Genomic DNA, 22,629 nt, shown 5'->3' with positions numbered 1-22,629 from the left:
CGTGTGAGGAGGCCCGGGTGGGGTCCGTGACCGAGGGCGAGGCGTTCGTGGAGCGGCGGGTGGTGCTGGTCACCGGGTCGACGCGAGGGATCGGGCGGGCGGTGGCGGTGCGGCTGGCCGCGTCCGGTCACGCCGTGGTCATGCACGGCCATGACGAGGAGCGGGCCGCCAAGGCGGCGGCCGAGGTGGCCGCCGAGACCGGTGGCGCCACCGGCTCCGTGCACGGCGACGTCGCCGACCCGGCGCGGGTCAACACGATGATGCGGCGCATCTACCAACGGCACGGCCGGCTCGACGCGCTCGTGGTCAACGCCGGTGTGCACGCGGCCGGGCTGCTCGGGCTGACGAGCCGCGACACGATCGGCCGCCTCTTCGAGGTCAACGCCGTGGGCGCCACCCACACGCTCCAGGCCGCGCTCAGGCTGCTGCGCAGGGGCAGCGAGCCGGCCGTGGTGCTGGTGTCGTCGATCATGGGCAGGGCGGGCGGCGCCGGGCAGACGGTCTACTCCGCCACGAAGGCGGCGGTGCTCGGCCTCACCCTCGCCGCGGCCAAAGAGCTGGGCCCGCACGGCATCAGGGTCAACGCGGTGGCGCCCGGCTACATCCGTACCGACATGCTCGCCACCCTCGGCGACGACGAGCGCCTCGCCACGATCGCGGCGACCCCGCTCGGCCGCCTGGGCGAGCCCGACGACGTCGCACGGGCCGTGGCCTTCCTCCTCTCACCTGAGTCCGCGTTCATCACCGGCCAGGTCCTCGGCGTGGACGGCGGTCTGGTCCAGTGATGTCAGCAGACCCGCAGCCGCACGCCACCGGCGTGTTCCCGCATCCGCAGGCTCGGCTCATCGCCGCCGGCGATCGGGACGGGGTCGCCGGGGAGGACCTGGCGCGGTCCGTCCGGCGGGCGGCCGGACGGTTCGAGGAGTTGCCGCCCGGGCCGGTGTTCTGCGGGATGCGGAACACGCCGGCGTCCGTCTTCTGCTACCTGGGGGCGTTGGAGGCTCGCCGGCCCATCGCGCTGCTTGATCCTGAGTTGCCGGCCGCCGCGCTGGGCGAGCTGGCCGAGCGGTTCGAGCCGAGCGCGCTCATCGGGTTCACGCAGGCGGGCGGTGAGCTGGGGCGGCGGCGCACCGCGCCTGATCCGCATCCCGACCTCGGGTTGTTGCTGGCCACCTCCGGCTCCACGGGCAATCCCAAGCTGGTCCGGATCTCGCGGGCGGCGGTGCTGGCCAATGCTCGGGCGATCGCCGCGGCCCTGAGTCTCGGACCGAACGACGTCGCGCCGACCAGTCTGCCGTTGCACTACAGCTATGGGCTGTCGGTGCTCAACAGTCACCTCGTCGCCGGGGGCACGGTGGTGCTCACCGAGGCGGGGTTGCTGGAGCGGTCGTTCTGGGCCGATCTGAAGGCCCATTCCTGTACGTCGCTCGCCGCGGTCCCCTACCAGTACACGATGCTGCGCAGGCTGCGCTTCGACCACGCCGACTACCCCGCGCTCACCACGCTCACCCAGGCGGGCGGGCGGCTGGCGCCCGAGCTGGTCAAGGAGTTCGCCGCCCAGGCGGAGCGCTTCTACGTCATGTACGGCCAGACCGAGGCCACCGCCCGCATCGCGGTCCTGCCACCCGACCGGCTCGACGACAAGCCGGGCTCTGTGGGCGTGGCGGTGCCCGGCGGGCGGCTGGAGATCGACGGCGGCGAGGTCGTCTACCACGGGCCCAACGTGATGATGGGCTACGCCGAGACGGCCGCCGACCTGGCGAGGGGCGACGACCTGGGCGGCGTGCTGCGCACCGGCGATCTGGGCCGGCTCGACGACGAGGGCTTCCTGTACGTCACGGGCCGCACCAAACGCATCGCCAAGGTCTTCGGCACCCGCGTCAACCTCGACGACGTCGAACGCCTGCTGCGCGGCTCCGGCCCGGTGGCCGCCACCAGCGGCGACGACCGCGTGACGATCTGGACGGAAACCCTCGCCAAGCCCGCCATGGCGCTGCTGGCCCGGCAACTCGCCGCACAGCTGCGGCTGCACTGGAGCGGCTTCGAGGTCCGCCACATCGACCGCCTGCCCCTGCTGCCGACGGGCAAGATCGACTACCGAGCGCTGGAGTCCATGACATGACGGGGATGGCAGGACAGGCCCTGGCGACGGGCGTGATCGGCAGCCGAGCGTTGGAGTCGATCGCATGACCCGTCCGCAGATCGGGGTGGCGGGGCCGGTCCTGGCGGCGCCGGGGCAGTCGGTGTTCACGCTGGGGGCGGCGCGGCGGGAGGCCGTGTTGCTGCCTGAGCTGGCCGCGTTGACCGAGCGGCACCGCCTGGCGTGTCCACCCTACGGCCGCATCCTCGATGCCATCGGCGCTACGCCGCCCTACGCCCGGCTGGCCGACCTGCCGTGGCTGCCGGTACGCCTGTTCAAGACCCACGAGCTGCGCAGCGTGCCTGCCCATGAGGTGTTCAGGGTGCTGACCTCCAGCGGCACCACCGGGCAGGCGCCGAGCCGCATCCACCTCGACCGGGCGGCCGCGGCGGCGCAGACCCGCATGCTGGCCGCCACCATGCGGCAGGTGCTGGGCGAGCGGCGGCTGCCGATGCTGGTGGTCGACATGCGGTCGGTGGTCCGCGACCCGATGCTGAGCGCTCGCGGCGCGGGCGTGCTCGGGATGATGAACTTCGGCCGCGACCACACCTTCGTGCTCGACGATCGGGGCGAGGCGGACACGCGGGCCGTCCACGACTTCCTGGCCCGGCACGGCGGCGAGCCGTTCCTGATCTTCGGGTTCACGTTCATGGTCTGGCTGCACCTGCTGGGCCTGGGCGCGGACCTGTCGCAGGGGGTGCTGATCCACTCCGGCGGCTGGAAGCGGCTGGCCGAGCAGGCGGTCGACAACGCCGAATTCCGGCGGCGGCTGGCCGACGAGTGCGGGCTGAGCAGGGTGCACAACTTCTACGGCATGGTCGAGCAGATCGGGACGGTCTTCTTGGAAGGACCCGAAGGCGACGGGCTCTACTGTCCCGACTTCGCCGACGTCGTGATCCGCGACCCCGAGACCTGGCAGGAGGCGCCCACCGGCGTCCCCGGGCTGGTCGAGGTGGTCAGCACGCTTCCCACGTCCTATCCAGGTCACGTGCTGCTGACCGAGGACCTCGGCGTGGTGCGCGGCGTCGATGACGGGGCCTGGCCCGGCAAGCGGTTCGAGGTCCTCGGCAGGCTGCCACGGGCCGAGGCGCGCGGCTGCAGCGACACCATGGGGCGAGGCTGATGTCCGACGCCCGCTCCCCGCAGGACGCCCGCGTTCAGCAGGGCCGCGCCGCCGAAGGCGGTCCCCAGGTCGAGGTGCTGTTCCCCGCGGGGCCGGCGGTGCCGGTCGAGGAGTTGTTGAAGCAGGTGGGCGAGAGCCGGCTGGAGGTGGGTGATGAGCGGGTCAGGGAGTTTCTGGCGGCGTTCGGCAGGCGGCTGCTGCGGCCGGAGCTCGCGCGCCGTCACCCCGAGCTGGGCTCGCTGGGCTTCTTCCTGCGACCGAGCGAGCTGGCCCGTACGGTGGCGGAGCTGGCCGGCGAGCACGTACGCGTCCCGCGCGGCCTGATCTTCCACCTCCCGCCCGCGAACGTCGACACCGTCTTCGTCTACTCCTGGGCCCTGTCGGCCCTGATGGGCAACCGCAACGTCGTCCGCCTGTCGCCCCGCTCGGGCGCGGTGGCCCAGGTGATCCTGCAGACGCTGCACGAGACCCTGGCCACGGCGGACCCGGTGATCGCGGCGACGCAGCGGATCGTCTCCTACCACCGCTCCGACGAGGTCACGGCCGCGCTGTCGGCCGCCTGCGACCTGCGGGTGGTGTGGGGCGGCGACCACTCCGTACGCGAGATCCGCCGCCACCCCCTGGCCCCCCACGCCCGCGACCTGACCTTCCCCGACCGCTCGTCGTTCGCGGTGGTGCGGGCGGCGGCCTGGTTGTGCGCGCCGAGAGCGGCACGGGTGTCGATCGCGGAGGGCTTCGTCAACGACACCTACTGGTTCGACCAGGCGGCCTGCTCGTCGCCGCGCACGGTGTTCTGGGTGGGCCCGGAGGACGACTGCGAGGCCGCGCGGGCCGACTTCACCGGGCACGTGTCGCGGGTGGTGACCGTGCGCGGGTGGGGGGTCGATGCGGCGATGGCGGTGGAGAAGCGGGTGTCCACCTATGGGCTGGCGGCCGACGGGGTGGCGGAGAGCGTGGAGTTCCACGGCAACGCCCTGGCCTGCGTACGCCTGGCGGCCGCGGCGGCTGCTCCCCGGCGCTGGCTGGGCGCGGGCACGTTCGCGCACGCCAGGCTAGAGTCGCTGGCGGAGCTGGTGGCCCTGGTCGAGCGGCGCGACCAGACGATGACCCACTTCGGGTTCGGCAGGGGCGAGCTGGAGGAGCTGGCCAGGGGTCTGGCCGGGCGCGGCGTCGATCGCATGGTGCCGGTGGGCGGCGCGCTGAGCTTCCACCGGGTGTGGGACGGCGTCGACCTGCCGGCCGAGTTCACGCGACTGGTGACCGTCGTCGCATGACGCTGGCGCCGCCCGCGAGCACGCTGGTGCGCCTGACGATGTCGAGGGGGCGCAGGCTCGGCTCGGGGTGGGCGCCGGCGGCGCTGGCAGGCGTGCTCGCCGTCGCCGTGTTCCTGTGGTGCGGGGTGTCCTGGCGTGATCTGGTGGTGTTCGCCGGGTACGTCGGCGTGGGCCTGGTGCTGCCTGGCACGTTGTTGTGGCGGGCGCTGACGGGTGGCGGCCGGTCGATGGCGGAGGATCTGGCGGCGGGGCTGGCGTTCGGGTACGCGGTCGAGGTGCTGGCCTACCTGCCTGCCAGAGCCGTGGGGCAGCCGCTGCTGGTGCTGGTCGTGCCGGTCGCGGTGGTGGCGGCGTTCGTGGGCGTGCCCAGGCTGCGGCGGCATTGGCGCGGGCCTGGGCTGCGCGAGCGGGTGCCGCCGTGGTGCGCGTGGGTGCTGGCCGGGATCGTGGCGTTCCTGATCGTCTGGAGTGCGGTGCATCTCTACGGGGTGCCGGTGGGGGCGGCGTACGGAGATCTGCCCTATCACCTGGCGCTGGTCGGCGAGCTGCGGCATCACATGCCGCCCGCGCTGCCGGTGGTGCTGGGCGAGCCGCTGTCCTACCACTGGTTCGTCTACGCCGAGCTGGCCGCCACGAGCCGGGTCACCGGCATCGAGCCGCTGACGCTGGTCTACCGGCTGGGCACGCTGCCCATGGCGGCGGCCACGGTGGTGCTGGTGGCGGTCCTGGGGCGGCGGCTGGGCGGGAGCTGGGCGGCCGGCGCGGCGGCGGCCGGGGTGACGTACTTCCTGTTCAGCCCCGAGCTGGTCGAGGGAGTGGTGTTCAGCTCGCGGTCGATGTTCACCGTGTGGGCCAGCCCGACGCAGACGTTCGGGGCACTGCTGTTCGCGGCCGTGATGACGTTGCTCGTGCGGCGGCGGGTGCCGTGGGCGGCGCTCGCGGTGCTGCTGGCGGTGCTGAGCGGGGCGAAGGCGACGTACCTGCCGCTGTTGCCGGCCGGGCTGATCACGGTCGTGGCCGTGCGGCGGCGGGCGGAGCGGCGATGGCTGGTCGCGGCGGGGCTGGCGCTGGGGTTCCTGGTGGTGGCGCACGTCGTTCTGTACGGCGGCGGGCAGGGCACGCGGGTCGATCCGTTCGCCACCATGCGCGCGCTCTGGGGGCAGGGCACCATCCCGACGCTGGCGGTGCTGACCGGGGTGCATCTGTTCTGCCTGGCCTGCGTGTGGGGCGGGGTGGCCGGGCTGGGGCGGCGGGCGCTGGAGCCGCCGCTGCTGCTGATGCTGGGCATCGGGGCGGCCGGGATCGGGGCGGCGGTGCTGCTCGGGCATCCGGCGCAGTCGCAGCTCTACTTCCTGGAGGCGGCGCGGCCCTACCTGTCGATCGCGGCGGTCTGCGGGGTGCTGGCGGCGCCTCCCGTGCCGTGGGCGCGGGCGGCCTGCCTGGCGGGGCTGGGAGCCGGTGGCGCGCTGCTGGTCGCGGCGCCCGACATCGATGGCGGGCCGCCGGCGCGGGTGGTGGCGCCGTACGCCGTGCTCGCCGTCGCGGCGCTCGCGGTGTGGCGGCGCGGGCACGTGCTGGCCGTGGTGGCGCTGCTCGCCGGGTACGCGCTGCCCACCTCCGTACGCGTGATCGCCGCCCACGTCACCCCGGAGGAGCGCCGGCACCGGCTGATCCCCAAGGGCGCCCTCGCGGCGGGACGATGGCTGCGCGACCACTCCTCACCGGGCGACGTGGTGGCCACCGACCTGCACTGCCACCACCCCAGGTGGAAGGTGTGCGACAGCAGGCACTTCTACGTCTCGGCGTTCACCGAGCGGCGGGTGCTGGTCGAGGGCTGGGCGTACGCGGAGAGCACGCTGGCCAGGGCCGGCACCCGGTCCTACCTGGAGATCCCGTACGCCGACCAGGCCAGGCTGGCGGCCAACGACGCCGCGTTCACGACGCCGACGGCGCAGAACGTACGGCGGCTCGCCACGGACTACGGCGTGCGCTGGCTCTACACGGGCATCAGGCCCGAGCTGGACGCGTACGCCCGCCTGCGCTTCCGCAACGCGACCACCTCCGTCTACGAGCTGAGCCCAGGAAGGTAAAGGCTTCCACCGCGCCGCGGAATGCCGCGGAGAAACCCGTCCGGCACGCCCGGCCTCCCCACCACCATCGTGTTGGCCATGGCCACGAGCACGATCGGGGGAGTGAAGTGGACACCCGTACCGCCCTGGAGCCGAGCCCTCTCCTGCTCGACCCGGCGCCGAGCCTGGCGAGCGTGGACATCGTCATCCCCGTGCTCAACGAGGAGCGCGCCCTGCCCGGCTGCGTACGCACGCTGCTCCACCGCCTCGACGGCTTCCCGCTGCCGTGGCGCGTCACGATCGTGGACAACGGCAGCACCGACGCGACGTGGCGGGTGGCGGGGGCGCTGGCCGGGGAGTTCGCCGAGGTGCACGCCCGGCGGATCCAGGTCAGGGGGCGCGGCGCGGCCCTGCGGGCGGCCTGGCAGGCCAGTCCCGCCGACATCGTCGCGTACATGGACGTGGACCTGTCCACCGATCTCGACGCGTTGTTCCCGCTGCTCGCCGCGGTGGCGAGCGGCCATTCCGAGATCGCGATCGGCACCCGCCTGGCACACGGCTCGCGCACGCGGCGCTCGCTGCGCAGGGAGATCGTCTCGCGCGGCTACAACGCCCTGCTCAGGTACGGCTTCGGCGCCCGCTTCAGCGACGCCCAGTGCGGGTTCAAGGCGGTCAGGGCCGACGTGGCGAGGCCGCTGCTGGCCAGGGTCGAGGACGACTCGTGGTTCTTCGACACCGAGCTGCTGCTGCTCGCCGAGCACAACGGGCTGCGGGTGCACGAGGTGCCGGTGGACTGGATCGAGGACGCCGACTCCCGCGTCCAGGTGGTCAGGACCGCCATCGACGACCTCAGAGGGCTGGCCAGGGTCGCGCGGACGATGGCGCGCGGCGGCGCCCGCGTGGAGGTGGCGAGGCGCGAGCCGGCGCCCGCCCACCCCGACCCCGTGCTCTCACCGCGCATGGTGACGAGCGCGGCCATCACCTCGTTCGCCGCCATCGGCACCGTCTCCGCCGTCCTGTACGCGCTGCTCTACCTGCCGCTGCGTGCTCTCTGGCCGCCGGTGCCCGCCAACCTGGGCGCGCTCGTCCTGACCTGCCTGTGCACGCTGGCGGCCAACCGGCGCTGGGCCCCTGGGCTGCGGGCCGCCATGCGGCTGCGGGCGCCGGCGCTCGTCCTGGCGACGTACGTGCTGACCACGCTGGCCGTGCTGACCGTGCCGCCGTGGGCGGGGCTCGCCGCCGAGGTGAGCGCGATCGTCACGACGTACTGCCTGCTCACGCTGCTCAGGTTCGCCGCCCTGGACCGCCTGGTCCTGGCCCGTACGAGGAATTGACCGGTGAAGAGCGACGAGGTCCGCCGGCTGGTCGCGGTGGAGGACACGCACTGGTGGTACCGCGAGCGGCGGGCCATCCTGCGCGCGCAGCTCCGCCGGCTGGCCCGCCTGGGACGGCCGGGGAGGGCGCTCGACGTCGGCGCGGCGGGCGGCGGGAACACCCGGGTGCTCGCCGACGCCGGCTGGGCGGCGACGGCGACCGACATGTGCCCCGAGGCGGTCGAGTCGGCCAGGGAGCGCGGGCTCGACGCGGTACGCGCGGACGCGCGGGCCCTGCCGTTCCTGCCCGGCAGCATGGACCTGGTGACCGCGTTCGACGTGCTGGAGCACGTCCGCGAGGACGACCTGGTCGCCGCCGAGATCGCGCGGGTGCTGGCGCCGGGCGGGCACGCGCTGATCGCGGTGCCGTGCGACATGGCGCTGTGGTCGGCGCATGACGAGGCCGTCGGCCACGTACGCCGCTACGACCGCGAGACGCTCACCGTCGTCGTCGAGAAGGCCGGGCTGACCGTCGAGCGGGTGTGGAGCTGGAACGTGCTGCTGCGCCCCCTGGTGGCCCTGCACCGGCGCCGTTCGGCGGGCAGCGACCTGCGCAGGATGCCCGTGCTGGTGAACGCCGGGCTGTCGGCGGTCGTCAGGGCCGAGCGGTGGCTGCCGGTCACCTCGCTGCGCGGCGTCACCCTGTTCCTGCGCGCCCGCCTGCGTCGCTGAGATCGGTTCTCAGAACGAGACATTGCCGCCACATCCGCGATCGAAGTTGGCTCTAGGCTTGCGCATGTGGTGATTCATGCCCTTGTCGCAGCCTCTCTTGCCTTGACATCCGCGCCCGCCCAGGCGCCCGCCACCGACTGCTCCCGGGTCAAGTGCCTGGCGCTGACGTTCGACGACGGGCCGGGCGCCCACACCCCCGCCCTGCTCAAGACGCTGTCGAAGGCTCGCGCGAAGGCCACGTTCTTCCTGGTGGGCAAGCGGGTCGAGGCGCACCCCAAGATCGCTGCGCAGATCGTCGCCAAGGGGCACGCGATCGGCAACCACACCTACTCCCACGCCGCGCTCCCCGCGCACTCCGACAACGAGATCAACGAGGAGCTGAAGCTCGCCCAGGAGGCCATCGAGAAGGCCACCGGGCAGCGGCCCACCATGTTCCGCCCGCCGTACGGGCAGAGCGACGAGCGGGTGCTCGGGGTCGCGTACCAGAACGAGCTGTCGCAGATCCTCTGGACGGGCACCACGCTCGACTGGAGCCTGCGCGACGCCAAGAAGATCAAGGCGGCCGTGCTCAGGCTGGCCAAGCGCGACGGCGTCATCCTCATGCACGACGTGGTGCCGCAGACCGTGCAGGTCATGCCGCAGATACTCAAGGAGCTCAAGAAGCGCGGCTACCACCTCGTCACCGTGCCCACGCTGCTGCGCGGCAAGGGTGGCCCGGCGGCCGGGGAGAGCTACTTCAGGTAAGCACTCCCGCAGCTCGGGACGGGAACCATGGGGAGTGACACCCGGCCCGGCCGGCTCGCTGACCCCCGAGTGGGACCGGATCCTGTGGCGGGGGGTCGTGGGCGTACCTGGCGTACGTCGCGGTGGCGCTGGCAGCGCTGGTCCGGCGTGACCGGCTGGTGCTCGGCGTGGCCGCCGTGGTCGCCGGGCAGCAGCTCGCGGTCCTCGCCGACATCTCGGCGCAGGACTTCCGCTACATGGCCGCGCCCATCCTCATCGGGGCGCTGCTGGTGCCGCTGCTGCTCGGCAGCCTGGTGCCGCGAGGGCGGCCGGTCAGTGACGATCGTCCCCGCCGTACGCGGCCGCGCGACCGGGCAGCCGGACGACCGTGACGAAGAACTCGTCGATCTGCCGGATGATCGCCATGAACCGGTCGAGATCGACGGGCTTGCTCACATACGCGTTGGCGAAGAGCTGGTAGCTGCGCAGGATGTCCTCCTCGGCGGAAGAGGTGGTCAGCACGACGACCGGGATCGAGCGCAGCTCGGCGTCGCCCTTGATCTGTTCGAGCACCTGGCGGCCGTCGTACTTGGGCAGGTTGAGGTCGAGCAGGATGAGGTCGGGGCGGGGCGCGCCGACGTAATCGCCGCGCCGGTAGACGAAGTCGAGCGCCTCCAGGCCGTCCCTGACGACGTGGAGGTTGTTGCCGATCTTGTTGTCCTCGAACGCCTCGCGGGTGATGAGCTCGTCACCGGGGTCGTCCTCGACGAGGAGTACTTCGATGGGCTGCCCGGTGGTCATGAGTCGATTCCTTCGTGTTCGGTGTCGTCGTGTTCCGTGCCGTCGTGTTCGGTGTCTTCGCTGGCCGGCAGAGTGAAGCGGATGCGGGCGCCCCCGGTGTAGCCGGTGTCGAGCCAGATGCGTCCGCCGTGCGTCTCGACGATCTTCTTGCACATCGCCAGGCCGATACCGGTGCCGGTGTAGGTCTCGCGGCTGTGCAGACGCTGGAAGATGATGAAGATCTTATCGGCGAATTCCGGCTCGACGCCGATGCCGTTGTCGGCGACCGAGAACTCCCACTCCCCCTCCTCGCCGCGCTCGCAGTCGATGCGGACCTTCGGCGGGCAGGTGGGGTCGCGGAACTTGATGGCGTTGCTGATGAGGTTCTGCCAGAGCAGGCGCAGCATCGTGGCGTCGCCGACGACCGTGGGCAGCGGGTCGGGACGCTCGAACGTCGCGCCCGACTCCTCGATCGGCGCCGACAGGTCGTCGATCACCTTGTCGAGCGCCTTCTCCAGGTCCACGGGCTCGCGCTCGTCGTAGACCCGGCCGACGCGGGAGAACCGCAGCAGGTCGTTGATGAGGACCTGCATGCGGGTGGCGCCGTCGACGGCGAAGTGCACATACTGCCTGCCGCGCTCGTCCAGCACGTCGCCGAAGCGCTTCTCCAGCAGCTGACAGAACGTGGCGACCTTGCGCAGCGGCTCCTGCAGGTCGTGCGAGGCGACATAGGCGAACTGCTCCAGCTCGGCGTTCGAGCGGCGCAGCTCCTCGGCCTGCTCACGCAGCAGCGCGTGCTGCCGGCCGGACTCGTTCAGCGCGTTCACGATGCGTACGCGCATCTGCTCGACGTCGTTGGCCACCTCACGGATGTCGGCGGGCCCCTTGGCCGGGATGCCCAGCCCGAAGTCGCCGGCCGCGACGCGCCGCGAGGCCGCCCGCAGCTCGTCGAGCGGCCGGCCGACCGCGCGCCGCAGCAGCGCGGCCACCGCGCCGGCCGCCAGTGTGAACACCACGAGCATGCCGAGGAAGGCGAAGTTGCGCACCCGCTCGGCTCCCGCCAGCTGAGCCTTGGCCTCTTCGCGGGCCTGCGTCAGGTGGGCGATCTGGCTTTCGAGCAGCGCCCTGATGCCGTCGAACGCACGCTTGCCCGCATCCACCGTGGCGTCCGGCACCGCCTCGTCGCGCTGCCGGTGCGCCGTCATGGGCTCGGCGTGGTCGCGGCGCCAGGCGGCGGCCCTTTCGCTGATGGCGGTGAGGTCGGCCCGCAGGTCCTCGCGGTCGGCCAGCAGCGCGGCCACCCGATCACGGCTGGCCCGCTCGGCGCGCACACCCTCGCTGTACGGGCTGAGGAACTCGGCGCGACCGGTCAGCAGGAAGCCCCTGACGCCGGTCTCCTGGTCGATCAGCGCCTTCTGCATGTTGGCCGCCTCGACCAGGGCGGGCGAGATGCGGGTGATGAGCTGCTCGGAGAGCCGGCTCGTACGGTCGAGCGTGACGACACCGACCACCGCGCAGACCAGGAGCAGGGTCGTGATGGCCGAGATGACCGCCACGAACCAGCCGTGCACCGTCAGCCGGTGCCAGCGTTCGCCCATCACCGCTCCATCCAGCGCAGGTGGACCACGGCGAGGTCGTCGGCGGGCGCGTCGGGCGCCGTGGCGGCCTCGACGTCGGCGATCAGCGCGTCGAGGAAGCCTTCGCCGTCGAGATGGGTGTGCCGGGCGGCCAGGTCGAGCAGGCCCTCCTCGCCCAGCCAGCGGGCCGGCTCGCCGGGCAGGCGCCGCTCGAACAGGCCGTCGGTGTAGAGCGTGAGCCCGCCGCCCTCCGGCAGCTCCAGCACGTCCTGGTGCCAGTCTGTCTCCACCGGGAAGCCGAGCGCGAGGCCGCGGCCCGGCTCGGCCAGCGTCACCGTCTCGCCGTCGTGCACGAGCAGGCCGGGGTGCCCGGCCCGCCAGATCCTGACCGTACGGCGGTCGTGGTCGAGCTCCAGCGTGGACAGTGTGACGAAGATCTCGGAGCTGGGCCGCTCGGCCTCCAGGACGCGTTCGAGCCGGCGCAGCAGCGTCGGCCCTGTGACGCCGCTGAGCACCAGCGCCCGCCAGGCGATGCGCAGGCAGACGCCCAGCGCCGCCTCGTCGGGGCCATGGCCGCACACGTCACCGATCAGCGCGTGCACGACCTTCTCGTCGTCCTCGACGACGTCGTAGAAGTCGCCGCCCAGCGTGGCCGAGCCCCTGCTCGGCCGGTAGCGCGATGCCACCTCGATCGGCATGCTCTGCAGCAGCGGCGTCGGCAGCAGGCCGCGCTCAAGCCGCTCGTTCTCCTTGGCACGCATGCGCTCGGCGTTGAGCGCGACGGCGGCCTGCTCGGCCTGCTTGCGCTGCATCGCGTAGCGCAGCGCGCGGCCCAGCCACTCGGCCTCCACCCGGCCCTTGACCAGGTAGTCCTGGGCTCCCGCGGTCAGCGCCGCGAGGCCCGCCTGCTCTTCCGCGAGGCCCGTGAGCACCACCACGGCCGCGTCGCCCGCCTCCTCGATCACCGCCGACAGCGCGGAGAACTCGTGGGCGTCCGGCAGGCCGAGGTCGAGCAGCACGCACTGCGGGCGCAGCCCGGCCAGGGCGCGGCGGGCCTCGTCGACCGAGCGGGCCCATTCCAGGCGGACCAAGAGGCCGCTGTCCTCAAGCAACTCCTCGACGATCAGCGCGTCCTGCGGATCGTCCTCCACGAGCAGCACCAGCGGCTGCCCGGCGGCGTCGCTGCCGTCTTCGCTCCCGTGGGCCATGAAGGCCTTGCCACCCTTTCTGAACCGCTCCCGAACCGCCACCGGCCTGTCGCCGGCCGCGCTCGGATCGCTTGACGACACCGGGCACACACCGACCCCCGCCGGCGCCCGTCAGCGATCGCGGGGAACCGGCCCAGGGGAAACCTCACTTCCCCTCATTTTCCCCCCTATGCACACGAGAGCCGTCATATGTCATCGGCTTCCGCGGCCTGGCGCTCGTCGTAGCGCTGCCGCGACGCCGCCACGCAGGCGCTGTGCTTACGCGACCAGTTGGTGATCGTCAGCATCGCCTCGTACAACTCCAATGCCATCTCCGTGGCCTGGTATTCCACCTTGGGCGGCACCGTCGGGTAGATCGTACGCTCCAGCAGGCCGTCGCGCTCCAGGTTGCGCAGGGTCAGGGTGAGCATGCGGCGGCTGATGCCCTCGATCTCTCGCTCCAGCTCCGTGAAGCGCCTCGGCCGCCGCGCGGTCGCCACCACGATGAGGATCGACCACTTGCCCGCGATGCGGTCGAGGATCTCGCGCGGCGGGACCGGGCACTCGCCGCTCTCCAAGAAGAGGTCGGCGTCATCCAACGTCTTGAGCTGCGCTGCTACAGCGGTGTTCCTCTGAGACATGAAAGTGCCTTCTTCCGGTTGACCTCGATGGTCACACATCATGGCGGCTGTTACAAATAGTTCCCTAAGGGAGTTGGTCATGAAAGGCAAGTGGGCCGCGTTCTCGTTGCTGGCCGCCACCCAGTTCGTGCTCATCCTCGACACCACGATCGTGGGCATCGCGCTGCCGCCCATGGGGCGCGAGCTGGGCATGACGGCCACGGACCTGTCGTGGACCACGACGGCGTACTCGCTGGTGTTCGGCGGATTGCTGCTGCTCGGCGGGCGGCTGGCGGATCACGCCGGTCGGCGGCGGATGTTCATCGCCGGGATGGTCATGTTCGGGCTGGTGTCGCTGATCGGCGGTGTGGCGTCGTCGGGCGCCGTGCTGATCGCCGTACGCGCCCTGCAGGGGCTGGCGGGGGCGCTGGTCGCGCCGGCGGGCATGTCGCTGGTGATGGTGATCTTCAAGGACGATCCGGCGCTGAACAAGGCCATGGGCCTCTGGGGTGCGGTCGGCGGCATGGGCGCCTCCGCGGGGGCGGTGCTCGGCGGGCTGCTCACCGACTGGTTCGGCTGGCGGTCGGTGTTCCTCGTCAACACGCCCATCGGGCTGGTCGTCGGAGCGCTGGCGCTGGTCATGCTGCCCGCCGTACGCGCCGCTGGACGTGAGCGCGGCTTCGACATGGCCGGCGCGTTCACCTCGACGGCCGGGCTCGGCCTGCTCATCTACACCCTGACGGACGCGCCGCAGGCCGGCTGGACGTCGGCCAGGACCCTCGCGCTCGGTGCGCTGTCCATCGCGCTCCTCGGCGCGTTCCTCATCATCGAGCGGCGCTCGGCCGCCCCGCTGGTGCCCCTCGACGTCTTCCGCCGCCGTACGCTGCGGGCGGGCAACCTCATCATGTTCGTGGTGGCCGCCGGCATGCAGCCGATCTTCTTCCTGCTCACCCTCTACACGCAGGACGTGCTCGGCCACAGCGCCACCCGCTCGGCCATGTCGCTGGTCGCCATCTCGGTGACGATCGCGCTGACCGCGTCGTTCCTCGGCGGGCGCGTGCTCACCCGGTACGGCGTGCGCGCCACCGCCGTCGCCGGCCTCGTCTTCATCACCGTGGGCGCGCTGCTCTACCTGCGCATCGGCGTGCGGGACGACTTCATCGGGACGCTGCTGGCGCCCGAGCTGCTCGGCGGGTTCGGCTTCGGCCTGCTCATCGGCGCCGTCACCGTGGCGGCCACGTCGCAGGCGGCGGCCGACGAGGCGGGCATGGTGTCGGGGCTGTTCAACACGACGACGCAGGTGGGCATCTCGGTCGGCATCGCCGCCCTGGCCACCGTCGCGACGGCCGTCACCGGCGACGCGGACACGCCGCAGGCCCTGGTGTCGGGCTATCACGCGGCGTTCATGGGCTCGGCCGGCCTGGCCCTGCTGGGCCTGATCGCCGCCCTGACCCTGCTCCCCAGGCGCACCCGCCAGGTCACCACCCGGCCGGCGACCCCCGCAGAAGCCCCGGTGGCCTGAACACCCCGTGGCAAAGCTCGCAGCCCCGGCCCATGACGGGCCGGGGCTGCGGTGGCGTGCGGCCGATCAGCGGGGTGGGTCTACTCCCACTCGATGGTGCCCGGGGGCTTGCTCGTCACGTCGAGCACCACGCGGTTGACCTCCCGCACCTCGTTGGTGATGCGGGTGGAGATGCGCGACAGCACGTCGTAGGGGACCCGCGCCCAGTCGGCGGTCATCGCGTCCTCGGAGGTGACCGGCCGCAGGACCACGGGGTGGCCGTAGGTGCGGCCGTCGCCCTGCACGCCCACCGACCGTACGTCGGCGAGCAGCACCACCGGGCACTGCCAGATCTGCCGGTCGAGCCCGGCCCGCGACAACTCCTCGCGGGCGATGGCGTCGGCATCGCGCAGGAGGTCGAGCCGCTCGCCGGTCACCTCGCCGACGATGCGGATGGCGAGCCCCGGCCCGGGGAACGGCTGCCGCCACACCATGGCGGCCGGCAGGCCCAGCTCTTCGCCGGCCCTGCGCACCTCGTCCTTGAACAGCGCCCGCAGCGGCTCGACCAGCGTGAACTGCAGGTCTTCAGGCAGGCCGCCGACGTTGTGGTGTGACTTGATGTTGGCGGTGCCGGTGCCGCCGCCGGACTCGACGACGTCGGGGTAGAGGGTGCCCTGGACGAGGAAGTCGACCGGCCCGTCGGCCATGATGGCGCGCTGCTCGTCCTCGAAGACGCGGATGAACTCGCGCCCGATGATCTTGCGCTTCTCCTCGGGATCGCTGACCCCTTCGAGCGCCTTGAGGAACCGGTCGGCGGCGTCGACCACCCGCAGCTTGACCCCGGTGGCGGCCACGAAGTCGCGCTCGACCTGCTCGGCCTCGCCCTTGCGCAGCAGCCCGTGGTCGACGAAGACGCAGGTCAGCCGGTCGCCGATGGCGCGCTGGACGATCGCGGCGGCCACCGCGGAGTCGACGCCGCCCGACAGCGCGCAGATGGCCCGGCCGTCGCCGACCTGGCGGCGCACGGCCTCGATGGAGTCTTCGACGATGTTGAGCATCGTCCACGAGGGCCGGCACCCGGCGGCCTCGAGGAAGTGCTTGAGCACCGCCTGGCCGTGCTCGGAGTGGAGCACCTCGGGGTGGAACTGCACGCCGTAGAGGCCGCGCTCGACGCTCTCGAACGCGGCGACCGGCGTCTCGCTGGTGGAGGCGGTCACCGCGAAGCCCTCGGGGGCCGCGGCCACGCTGTCGCCGTGGGACATCCACACGGTCTGCGACGTGGGCAGGCCGGCGAAGATGACGCCCTCGTCGAGCACCTTGAGCGGGGTGCCGCCGTATTCGGCGACGCCCGTGCGGGCCACCTCGCCGCCCAGCGCCTGCGCCATGGCCTGGAAGCCGTAGCAGATGCCGAACGTGGGCACGCCCGTGTCGAACAGCCCGTGGGGCACCGGCGGCGCGCCCTCGGCGTAGACCGACGAAGGACCGCCGGACAGGATGATCGCCTTCGGGTTCTTCGCCATCATCTCCTCGACCGGCATGGTCGACGGGACGATCTCGGAGTAGACATGGCACTCACGCACCCGCCTGGCGATCAGCTGCGCGTATTGAGCGCCGAAGTCGACCACCAGGACCGTGTCGAATTCAGACACCGTGAGAACCCCCTGAAAAGGCGAAGTGCGGTGACACCAGTCTATCGGCCTTGGCCAGGACACCTGGCCTGGCCGGGTGGGACGTGCTAAACACAGAACGATGGATCTTGTCTGGCCGGCGACCGCGTGGGCCCTGTGGGCCGCGACGCTGGCCGCCGCCTTCAAGGTGTCCGGCCGTGACAGGGGCACGGAGGCGTCCGAGCACCCGGTGCCCGCCCCCGTCGCCGAGCTCTTACGCGGCATGCGCGCCCAGGACGTGTTCTACACCGTGCTGTTCGAGCTGGCGGTACGCGGCTGGGCGACGATCGAGGGCGACCGCCTGACGCTTGATCCGCCCGTACGCGAGCCGCTGCGCCCGTACGAGACCTGGGTGCTCGAACGCGTGCGCGCCCGCATGGCGGACCGGCCCGCGGCGCCCGTGATCGCCCTCATGCCCGAGAGCTCCGACCTGGAGGGCGGGTTCGTCAAGCTCGTCCGCCGGCACGCCATCGACCTCGGCCTGGCCCGCAGGCGCTGGCGCACGGTGCTCGTGCCCGTGCTGCTGACGGCCGCCCTGATCGTCCCCTGGTACGCGACCGTGTCCGTGGCCCTGTTCTCCTGGCCCGCGATCATCGCGACGATGGTCTCGCTGGTGGCGGGGGTCTCGCTGCTGTCGGGCGGCAGGGGCTTCCTGCTGACCCCGCGCGGCCGGGAGGTGGCCGGGCCCGGCCCGCTGCCCGCGAACCCCGACCAGGAGTGGATCTTCACCGGCAGCGGCTGGCAGGGCGTCGAGATCGCGCCCGCCGAGCTGCCGCGCGGCTCGGGCCGCCAGGAGGTGACGGGCCACGTCGTCAAGCGCTGGGTGACGGTGATCCCGCAGGAGGAGGGCGTGCGGCGCGACTACTACATCGCGCTGCACGACGGGCGCTCCGAGCGGGCCGCCGCGTTCCGGGTCAAGCAGGGCCTCTATCGCGACGTGCTGCCGGGCGACACCGTACGCCTGCTGGTCAAGCCGCCGGGCGGCACCGTCGTCCGGGTGCTCGCCCACGACCGTCAGTGGTAGCCGGGCAGGGTCCCGGTCAGCAGCGTCTCGGTCTGCAGGCGCAGCGCGGCCGCGTACGAGGGGTCGGTCAGCAGCAGGAACCGCTCCTCGTGGATGCCCTCGACCACGAGGTCGGCCACCTCCGACGGTTCGACGCCGCGCTCGGCCGCCTTGCCGACCCGCTCCTTGACGGCCACCTCGTCCGCGCCCGGCGCGATGGCGAGGCTGGGCGGGCGCAGCCGGTCGGAGTCGGCGATGCGGGTCCTGACCGCGCCGGGGCACAGCGCGCTGACGCGCAGCTTCGACCCCGCCGCGGCCAGGTCCTGGGCGAGCGCCAGGGACGCGGCCAGCGCGGCGTGCTTCGACACCGCGTACCCGCCGGTCCCCGGCGTCACCAGCAGTCCCGCCACGGAGACGGTGTTGACGACGTGGCCCTCGGTGTCCTGCTCGATCATGCGCGGCACGAACGCGCGGATGCCGTGCAGCACGCCCCACAGGTTGACGCCGAGCAGCCAGGACAGGTCCTCCTCGTCCCTGGTCCACATGAACAGACCCTCCTAGGGACACGCCATAGGTCGTTCCCCGATCAGTCCGTGCGACGCTACAGGACGGCGTCCATCAGGCCCAGGGGCGGTGAGCCCAGGTCGAACAGGGCCTTGTGGAAGCGCTGCAGGGTGAAGCCGGCGCCCCACTCCTGGCGTGCCCGTTCGCGCAGGTCGAGGATGAGCAGCTTGCCCCAGGTGTAACGGCCGTAGGTCGGGTCGAAGGAGGCCCTGCGCGCCTCCGACAGCGCGGCGGGACCGGCGAGGTGGGTGTCGGACTCGAAGCGGCGGGCGCCGTCCTCGACCGTCATCTGCCCGGTGTGGACGCCGATCGCGCAGGCCAGGCGGGTGACGCGGATGAGCGCCTCCACCCAGACGCCGATCTCGAAGCGCGGGTCGCCGTCGCCGAACCCCTCCTCGACGCAGAGCTCCTCGGCGTAGTGGGCCCAGCCCTCGATGAACGCCATCGACTGCAGCAGCCTGCGCACCTCCGACGGGGCCCTGCGCAGCGCCCTGGCGTGCGAGAAGTGGCCAGGGGCCACCTCGTGCACGTTGATGGCGGGCAGCGTGGTGGCGCTGAAGACCTCCAGCCACTCCTCCTGCTCCTGGCGCGGCCAGTCGGGCTCGGGCGGGGTGATGTAGTACCAGGACGGGCCCTCGGGCTCGCCGGGCGAGTTCCACGCCATCATGGCCATCGCCCAGCGGCGCGACTCGGGCGCCAGCCCGACCATGCACTCGCCGTCGTGGTAGGGCACGAGGTCCTTCTCGCGGGTGAACGCGATGGCCTTCTCGGTGCCGATCCTGGCCGCCTCGATGACGCCGTCGGCGTCGGGGTGGTCCTTGACCAGCTCGCGTACGACGTCGAGCGGCGGCCTGCCGGTCTCCCCCAGCTTGGCGCAGGACTCGGTGAGGCGGTCGAGCAGCCGGTCGCGCTCGGCGTCGGCGCGCTCGGCCAGCCTGCCGAGGTCCACCGGCAGGCCCTCGGCGGTGCCCATCAGGCGGGCGAGCGCGTCGCCGCCGAGCGCCGCGTCGGGGTCGCCCTCGCGCGCGGCCCGCTCGACGTGCGCGACGAGCCTGGCGTGCGCGGCCAGCGCGGCCTCGTCGGTGACCCCGGCGGCCAGGCCCTTGACCGCGCCGAGCAGGGAGGTCGCGACGGGGGCTGGGACCTGGTCGAGCGAGGCGAGCGCCTGGTCGACGGCCTCGGGCCAGAGCGCGAGGTGGGCCGACTTGGCCGCCGCGCGCTCCTCCTCCGGCGCGTAGTCGCGGTCGTAGCAGGCGAGATCGAGGTTGGACAGGTGGATCAGGGGGTTCTTGCGGTGCAGTTCCAGCTCGCCGAGCTGGGTGCGCAGAGACTCCTCGAACACCTGTAGGTGCCTGGCGTCGTGCGCGTCCGCGGGCGCGGGTCCCTCGCCGAGCCGCGCCAGTCCGGACCGTACGCCGTCGGGCGACAGGTCCTGGATCCGGCCGTCGTACTCGTGCCTGCCGCCGCCCTCGCGAGCCTCGGCCACGATCAGGTCGGTGATGGCTCGTAGCCTGGCGTCAAGTTCTGTCATGCCGCCGACGCTAGCGCACCGCAGGTAGCGGGCTTAAGTGTCGATATTTCGGGCGATTTTCGGATGTACGCAGGGCAGGATGATCACATGGCTCTCCGCATCACCACGCTCGCAGAACGTCCGGAATTCGCCGCGACCTTGTGGGAAATGGAGCACACCTGGCAGGAGTTCGTCCTGCGCGACCCGATCGCCGACCTCTACTACCCCTTCGTCACCACTCGTCACAAGGACCACGTGCTCGTGGCCGACGACGACGCCGAGCCCGGGCGGGCGGTGGCGCGGGCGTGCATGGTCCCGTACGCAGCCGGCGGCGACGGGCTGCCCGACGACGGCTGGGACGGCGTGATCAGGGCCGCCTGGCTGGCCCGCGAGCGCGGCCAGGAGCCCGACGCCGTCTCCGCGCTAGAGATCACCGTGCGCCGTGACCTCCAGGGCCACGGGCTGTCGGGGCTGATGGTGGCCGCCATGCGCGAGCACGCCGCCCGGCTCGGCTTCCGCACGCTCGTCGCCCCCGTACGCCCGAACCGCAAGCACCTCGAACCCCACACCCCCATGGCCGAGTACGCCTTCAGGAAGCGCCCCGACGGCCTGCCCCACGACCCGTGGCTGCGGGTGCACGTGCGGGCCGGCGCCGAGATCGTCAAGGTGGCGCCCCGGTCGATGGTGGTGCCGGGCACGCTGGCGGAGTGGCGGGCCTGGACCGGTCTGCCGTTCGACCGTACAGGCCCGGTGGAGGTGCCGGGGGCGCTCACGCCGGTGCACTGCGACGTGGACCACGACCACGCCGTCTACGTGGAACCGAACGTCTGGGTCACCCACCCCCTGACCTGACGCCCCTTCAGCGCCCCTCAGCCGCCGCTGGGGCTGACCAGGCGGAGCCGCTCGGCGTGGCGGGCGACGTCGAGGCCGCGTTCCGTGGCCCAGGCGTCGTCGTGGCAGGTCGCCAGGTGGCGCTCGGAGGCGTCGCCGATCAGCGAGACGATCGTGCCGTGCTCACCCCGGACGACCATGCGCTCGATCAGCTCAAGCGCGGCCCAGAGCGCGGTGCCGGACGAGGGCCCCACGGGCAGTCCGGTGACCTCCCTGATGTGCCGGGCCGCGGCCACGCTCGCCGCGTCGGGCACGGGCACCACCAGATCGACCAGCTCGGGACGGAACCCCGGCTCCATCCGCGGCCGCCCGATGCCCTCGACGCGCGACGGCATGCCGGTCGCGTAGTCATGCGCGTCGAGCGTCCAGCCGGGGAAGTACGCGGAGTTCTCCGGGTCGGCCACCGCGACCCGGCAGCCCAGGCCGTGCTCCTTGATATGGCCGCCGAGCGTCGCCGAGGTGACCCCGGTGCTCGCGCCGGTCACCACCCAGTCGGGGCTCACCTGGGAGAACAGCTCACCGGCCAGGTCGTGCTCGGCCGCGCGGCCGAACTGGTCGAGGAAGTGCCCCTCGATCTCGCGCGCCGCGTCGTAGACGGCGAGCGGCGGCGTCACGAACCGGCACTCGCCGCCCAGCTCCTCCACCGGCCGCGCCCGCTCGGGCCCCGCCTTGCCCGGCATGACCACGATGTACGGCAGCCCGAGCCGCCGCGCGAACCACGCCTGCGCCACCGCCGCGTTGCCGCCGGTCGCCTCGACCACGGTGGTGCCCTCGGTGACCAGCCCGTCGAGCACGGCCCGGCGGAACAGCGCCCTGGCGTGCCGGTGCCGCAGGCTGCCGGTGGGCTGGCGCGACTCGTCCTTGAGTAACAGCGTGATCCCCGGCACGCGCACCGGGAACTCGATCAGCGGGGTGGGCTCCCCGGCCGCCAGCACATCGAGGGCTCGTGCGTTCCAGCTCACGTGTCCAGCCTTTCAGGGATGCACGCGCGGGGTCCGGAGTTTCGCCAGGAACGTACCGACTCGATCACTGGAACTGCGAAGTTTCCCCGTACCAGCGGCATGGGGCCAGAATCCTGACATGGCATCCTTCGCTCCGCTTCGCCCGGCAGATCCGCGCTCGCTGGGGGGCCTGCGCCTGCTCGGCCGGCTCGGCGAGGGCGGTCAGGGCGTCGTCTACCTGGGCGAGAACGCCGACGGCGGCAAGGCGGCGGTCAAGTGGCTGCGGCCCGACCTGTCGGGCGACGAGGTGAGCGTGGGGCGATTCCTGCGCGAGGTCGAGGTGGCCAGGCACGTGGCGCCGTTCTGCACGGCCGCGGTGCTGGGCACGGGCATCGAGCAGGACCGTCCTTACATCGTCAGCGAGTTCATCGAGGGCCCCTCCCTGCAGCGGGTGGTGCAGGAGCAGGGTCCGCGCACGGGGACGGTGCTGCACCGGCTGGCCATCGGCACCGCGACCGCGCTGGCCGCGATCCACCAGGCCGGCATCGTGCACCGCGACTTCAAGCCGGCCAACGTCATCATCGGCGCGGACGGGCCGCGGGTGATCGACTTCGGCATCGCGCGGGCGCTGAACGCCACCTCGACGATCAGCGACTCGGTGGTGGGGACGCCGTCGTACATGCCGCCTGAGCAGATCATGGGGCACACGGTGGGTCCCGCCGCCGACATGTTCTCGTGGGCCGGGACGATGATCTTCGCCGCGTCGGGGCGGGCGCCGTTCGGCAGCGACACGATGCCCGCGGTGATCAACCGGGTGCTCAACCGGCAGCCCGACCTCGGCGTGCTGGACGGCACGCTGCGCGAGGTCGTGGCCGCCTGCCTGGCCAAGGACCCGGCGCAGCGGCCCACGGCCGAGCAGGTGATGATGCGGCTGCTGCAGCAGTCGGCGCCCGGCTCCGGCATGCTCGCGCAGGGCGCGGCTGAGGCGGCGGCGCCACCGCCCCCGGCCGCCTT

21 protein-coding genes are annotated in these 22,629 nt (G+C 72.5%); 13 read left to right on the top strand and 8 right to left on the bottom strand.

Annotated features, from left to right (window positions below):
- The first annotated feature begins 17 nt into the window (after window positions 1-17).
- The 9 genes from ABZW11_RS00105 (at window position 18) to ABZW11_RS00065 (ending at window position 9,766) form a co-directional block, all read left to right on the top strand.
- Window positions 18-785 (top strand): SDR family oxidoreductase, encoded by a 768-nt coding sequence (locus ABZW11_RS00105; RefSeq protein ID WP_355410915.1) that lies wholly within the window; start codon window positions 18-20, stop codon window positions 783-785.
- Complete coding sequence (locus ABZW11_RS00100; protein ID WP_355410913.1) at window positions 785-2,122, top strand: AMP-binding protein; 1,338 nt, start codon at window positions 785-787, stop codon at window positions 2,120-2,122. The genes ABZW11_RS00105 and ABZW11_RS00100 overlap by 1 nt, the downstream gene beginning before the upstream one ends.
- Before the next feature lie 64 nt (window positions 2,123-2,186).
- A complete protein-coding gene (locus ABZW11_RS00095) occupies window positions 2,187-3,263 on the top strand; it encodes an acyl-protein synthetase (RefSeq protein WP_355410911.1) in 1,077 nt (358 codons plus the stop codon).
- Window positions 3,263-4,537 (top strand): acyl-CoA reductase, encoded by a 1,275-nt coding sequence (locus ABZW11_RS00090; RefSeq protein ID WP_355410909.1) that lies wholly within the window; start codon window positions 3,263-3,265, stop codon window positions 4,535-4,537. The genes ABZW11_RS00095 and ABZW11_RS00090 overlap by 1 nt, the downstream gene beginning before the upstream one ends.
- The gene (locus ABZW11_RS00085) at window positions 4,534-6,627 is read left to right on the top strand and encodes a hypothetical protein (protein WP_355410907.1); all 2,094 of its coding nucleotides are present in this window, start codon (window positions 4,534-4,536) and stop codon (window positions 6,625-6,627) included. Before ABZW11_RS00090 ends, ABZW11_RS00085 begins: the two co-directional genes overlap by 4 nt.
- A 107-nt stretch (window positions 6,628-6,734) precedes the next feature.
- Window positions 6,735-7,940 carry a glycosyltransferase gene (locus tag ABZW11_RS00080; protein WP_355410905.1) on the top strand — a complete coding sequence of 402 codons (1,206 nt, stop codon included), beginning with the start codon at window positions 6,735-6,737 and terminating at the stop codon, window positions 7,938-7,940.
- 3 nt (window positions 7,941-7,943) lie between these two features.
- Window positions 7,944-8,651, top strand: a complete 708-nt coding sequence (locus ABZW11_RS00075; RefSeq protein ID WP_355410903.1) for a class I SAM-dependent methyltransferase — start codon at window positions 7,944-7,946, stop codon at window positions 8,649-8,651.
- A gap of 102 nt (window positions 8,652-8,753) precedes the next feature.
- Entirely contained in the window at window positions 8,754-9,395 is a 642-nt protein-coding gene (locus ABZW11_RS00070) for a polysaccharide deacetylase family protein (protein ID WP_355410901.1), read from the top strand.
- 122 nt (window positions 9,396-9,517) lie between these two features.
- A complete protein-coding gene (locus tag ABZW11_RS00065; RefSeq protein ID WP_355410899.1) occupies window positions 9,518-9,766 on the top strand; it encodes a hypothetical protein in 249 nt (82 codons plus the stop codon).
- Here the strand turns inward: ABZW11_RS00065 and ABZW11_RS00060 are convergent.
- The 4 genes from ABZW11_RS00060 to ABZW11_RS00045 all read right to left on the bottom strand — a co-directional run bounded on the left by ABZW11_RS00060 (window position 9,708) and on the right by ABZW11_RS00045 (window position 13,559).
- A complete protein-coding gene (locus ABZW11_RS00060; protein WP_355410897.1) occupies window positions 9,708-10,175 on the bottom strand; it encodes a response regulator in 468 nt (155 codons plus the stop codon). The genes ABZW11_RS00065 and ABZW11_RS00060 overlap by 59 nt on opposite strands.
- Window positions 10,172-11,752 (bottom strand): CHASE3 domain-containing protein, encoded by a 1,581-nt coding sequence (locus ABZW11_RS00055; protein ID WP_355410895.1) that lies wholly within the window; start codon window positions 11,750-11,752, stop codon window positions 10,172-10,174. The genes ABZW11_RS00060 and ABZW11_RS00055 overlap by 4 nt, the downstream gene beginning before the upstream one ends.
- Window positions 11,752-12,939, bottom strand: coding sequence for a SpoIIE family protein phosphatase (locus tag ABZW11_RS00050; protein WP_355410893.1), 1,188 nt, complete (start codon window positions 12,937-12,939; stop codon window positions 11,752-11,754). Before ABZW11_RS00050 ends, ABZW11_RS00055 begins: the two co-directional genes overlap by 1 nt.
- A 185-nt stretch (window positions 12,940-13,124) precedes the next feature.
- Entirely contained in the window at window positions 13,125-13,559 is a 435-nt protein-coding gene (locus tag ABZW11_RS00045; protein ID WP_355410891.1) for a helix-turn-helix domain-containing protein, read from the bottom strand.
- Window positions 13,560-13,638: 79 nt separating this feature from the next.
- Here ABZW11_RS00045 and ABZW11_RS00040 point away from each other — a divergent pair, with 79 nt between their 5' ends.
- On the top strand, window positions 13,639-15,060 hold the full coding sequence (locus ABZW11_RS00040; protein WP_355410889.1) for an MFS transporter: 1,422 nt from the start codon (window positions 13,639-13,641) through the stop codon (window positions 15,058-15,060).
- Between the two features lie 80 nt (window positions 15,061-15,140).
- Here ABZW11_RS00040 and guaA read toward each other — a convergent pair whose 3' ends face one another.
- Window positions 15,141-16,688: a glutamine-hydrolyzing GMP synthase gene (gene guaA, locus ABZW11_RS00035; protein ID WP_355410887.1), complete on the bottom strand. Its 1,548-nt coding sequence runs from the start codon at window positions 16,686-16,688 to the stop codon at window positions 15,141-15,143.
- 100 nt (window positions 16,689-16,788) lie between these two features.
- Here guaA and ABZW11_RS00030 point away from each other — a divergent pair, with 100 nt between their 5' ends.
- Window positions 16,789-17,730 (top strand): hypothetical protein, encoded by a 942-nt coding sequence (locus ABZW11_RS00030; RefSeq protein WP_355410885.1) that lies wholly within the window; start codon window positions 16,789-16,791, stop codon window positions 17,728-17,730.
- Here the strand turns inward: ABZW11_RS00030 and ABZW11_RS00025 are convergent.
- Both ABZW11_RS00025 and ABZW11_RS00020 read right to left on the bottom strand, forming a co-directional pair.
- Entirely contained in the window at window positions 17,721-18,254 is a 534-nt protein-coding gene (locus ABZW11_RS00025) for an SDR family NAD(P)-dependent oxidoreductase (RefSeq protein ID WP_355410883.1), read from the bottom strand. The two genes, ABZW11_RS00030 and ABZW11_RS00025, sit on opposite strands and share 10 nt — an antisense overlap.
- Before the next feature lie 56 nt (window positions 18,255-18,310).
- The gene (locus ABZW11_RS00020) at window positions 18,311-19,804 is read right to left on the bottom strand and encodes a DUF885 family protein (RefSeq protein WP_355410881.1); all 1,494 of its coding nucleotides are present in this window, start codon (window positions 19,802-19,804) and stop codon (window positions 18,311-18,313) included.
- A gap of 87 nt (window positions 19,805-19,891) precedes the next feature.
- Between ABZW11_RS00020 and ABZW11_RS00015 the strand changes: the two genes are divergently transcribed.
- Complete coding sequence (locus ABZW11_RS00015; protein WP_355410879.1) at window positions 19,892-20,635, top strand: N-acetyltransferase; 744 nt, start codon at window positions 19,892-19,894, stop codon at window positions 20,633-20,635.
- A 17-nt stretch (window positions 20,636-20,652) separates the two neighbouring features.
- Here ABZW11_RS00015 and ABZW11_RS00010 read toward each other — a convergent pair whose 3' ends face one another.
- The gene (locus ABZW11_RS00010; protein ID WP_355410877.1) at window positions 20,653-21,636 is read right to left on the bottom strand and encodes a pyridoxal-phosphate dependent enzyme; all 984 of its coding nucleotides are present in this window, start codon (window positions 21,634-21,636) and stop codon (window positions 20,653-20,655) included.
- A gap of 118 nt (window positions 21,637-21,754) precedes the next feature.
- Here ABZW11_RS00010 and ABZW11_RS00005 point away from each other — a divergent pair.
- Window positions 21,755-22,629, top strand: an 875-nt coding sequence (locus ABZW11_RS00005) for a serine/threonine-protein kinase (RefSeq protein WP_355410875.1), incomplete at its 3' end; no start/stop codon positions are given.

It is taken from the genome of Nonomuraea sp. NPDC004580 (genome assembly GCF_040609855.1).
In the GTDB taxonomy this organism is placed as follows: Bacteria; Actinomycetota; Actinomycetes; order Streptosporangiales; family Streptosporangiaceae; genus Nonomuraea; species Nonomuraea salmonea.
Note: the sequence above shows the minus strand (reverse complement) of the source record. Positions and strands in the feature narration are given on the sequence as shown.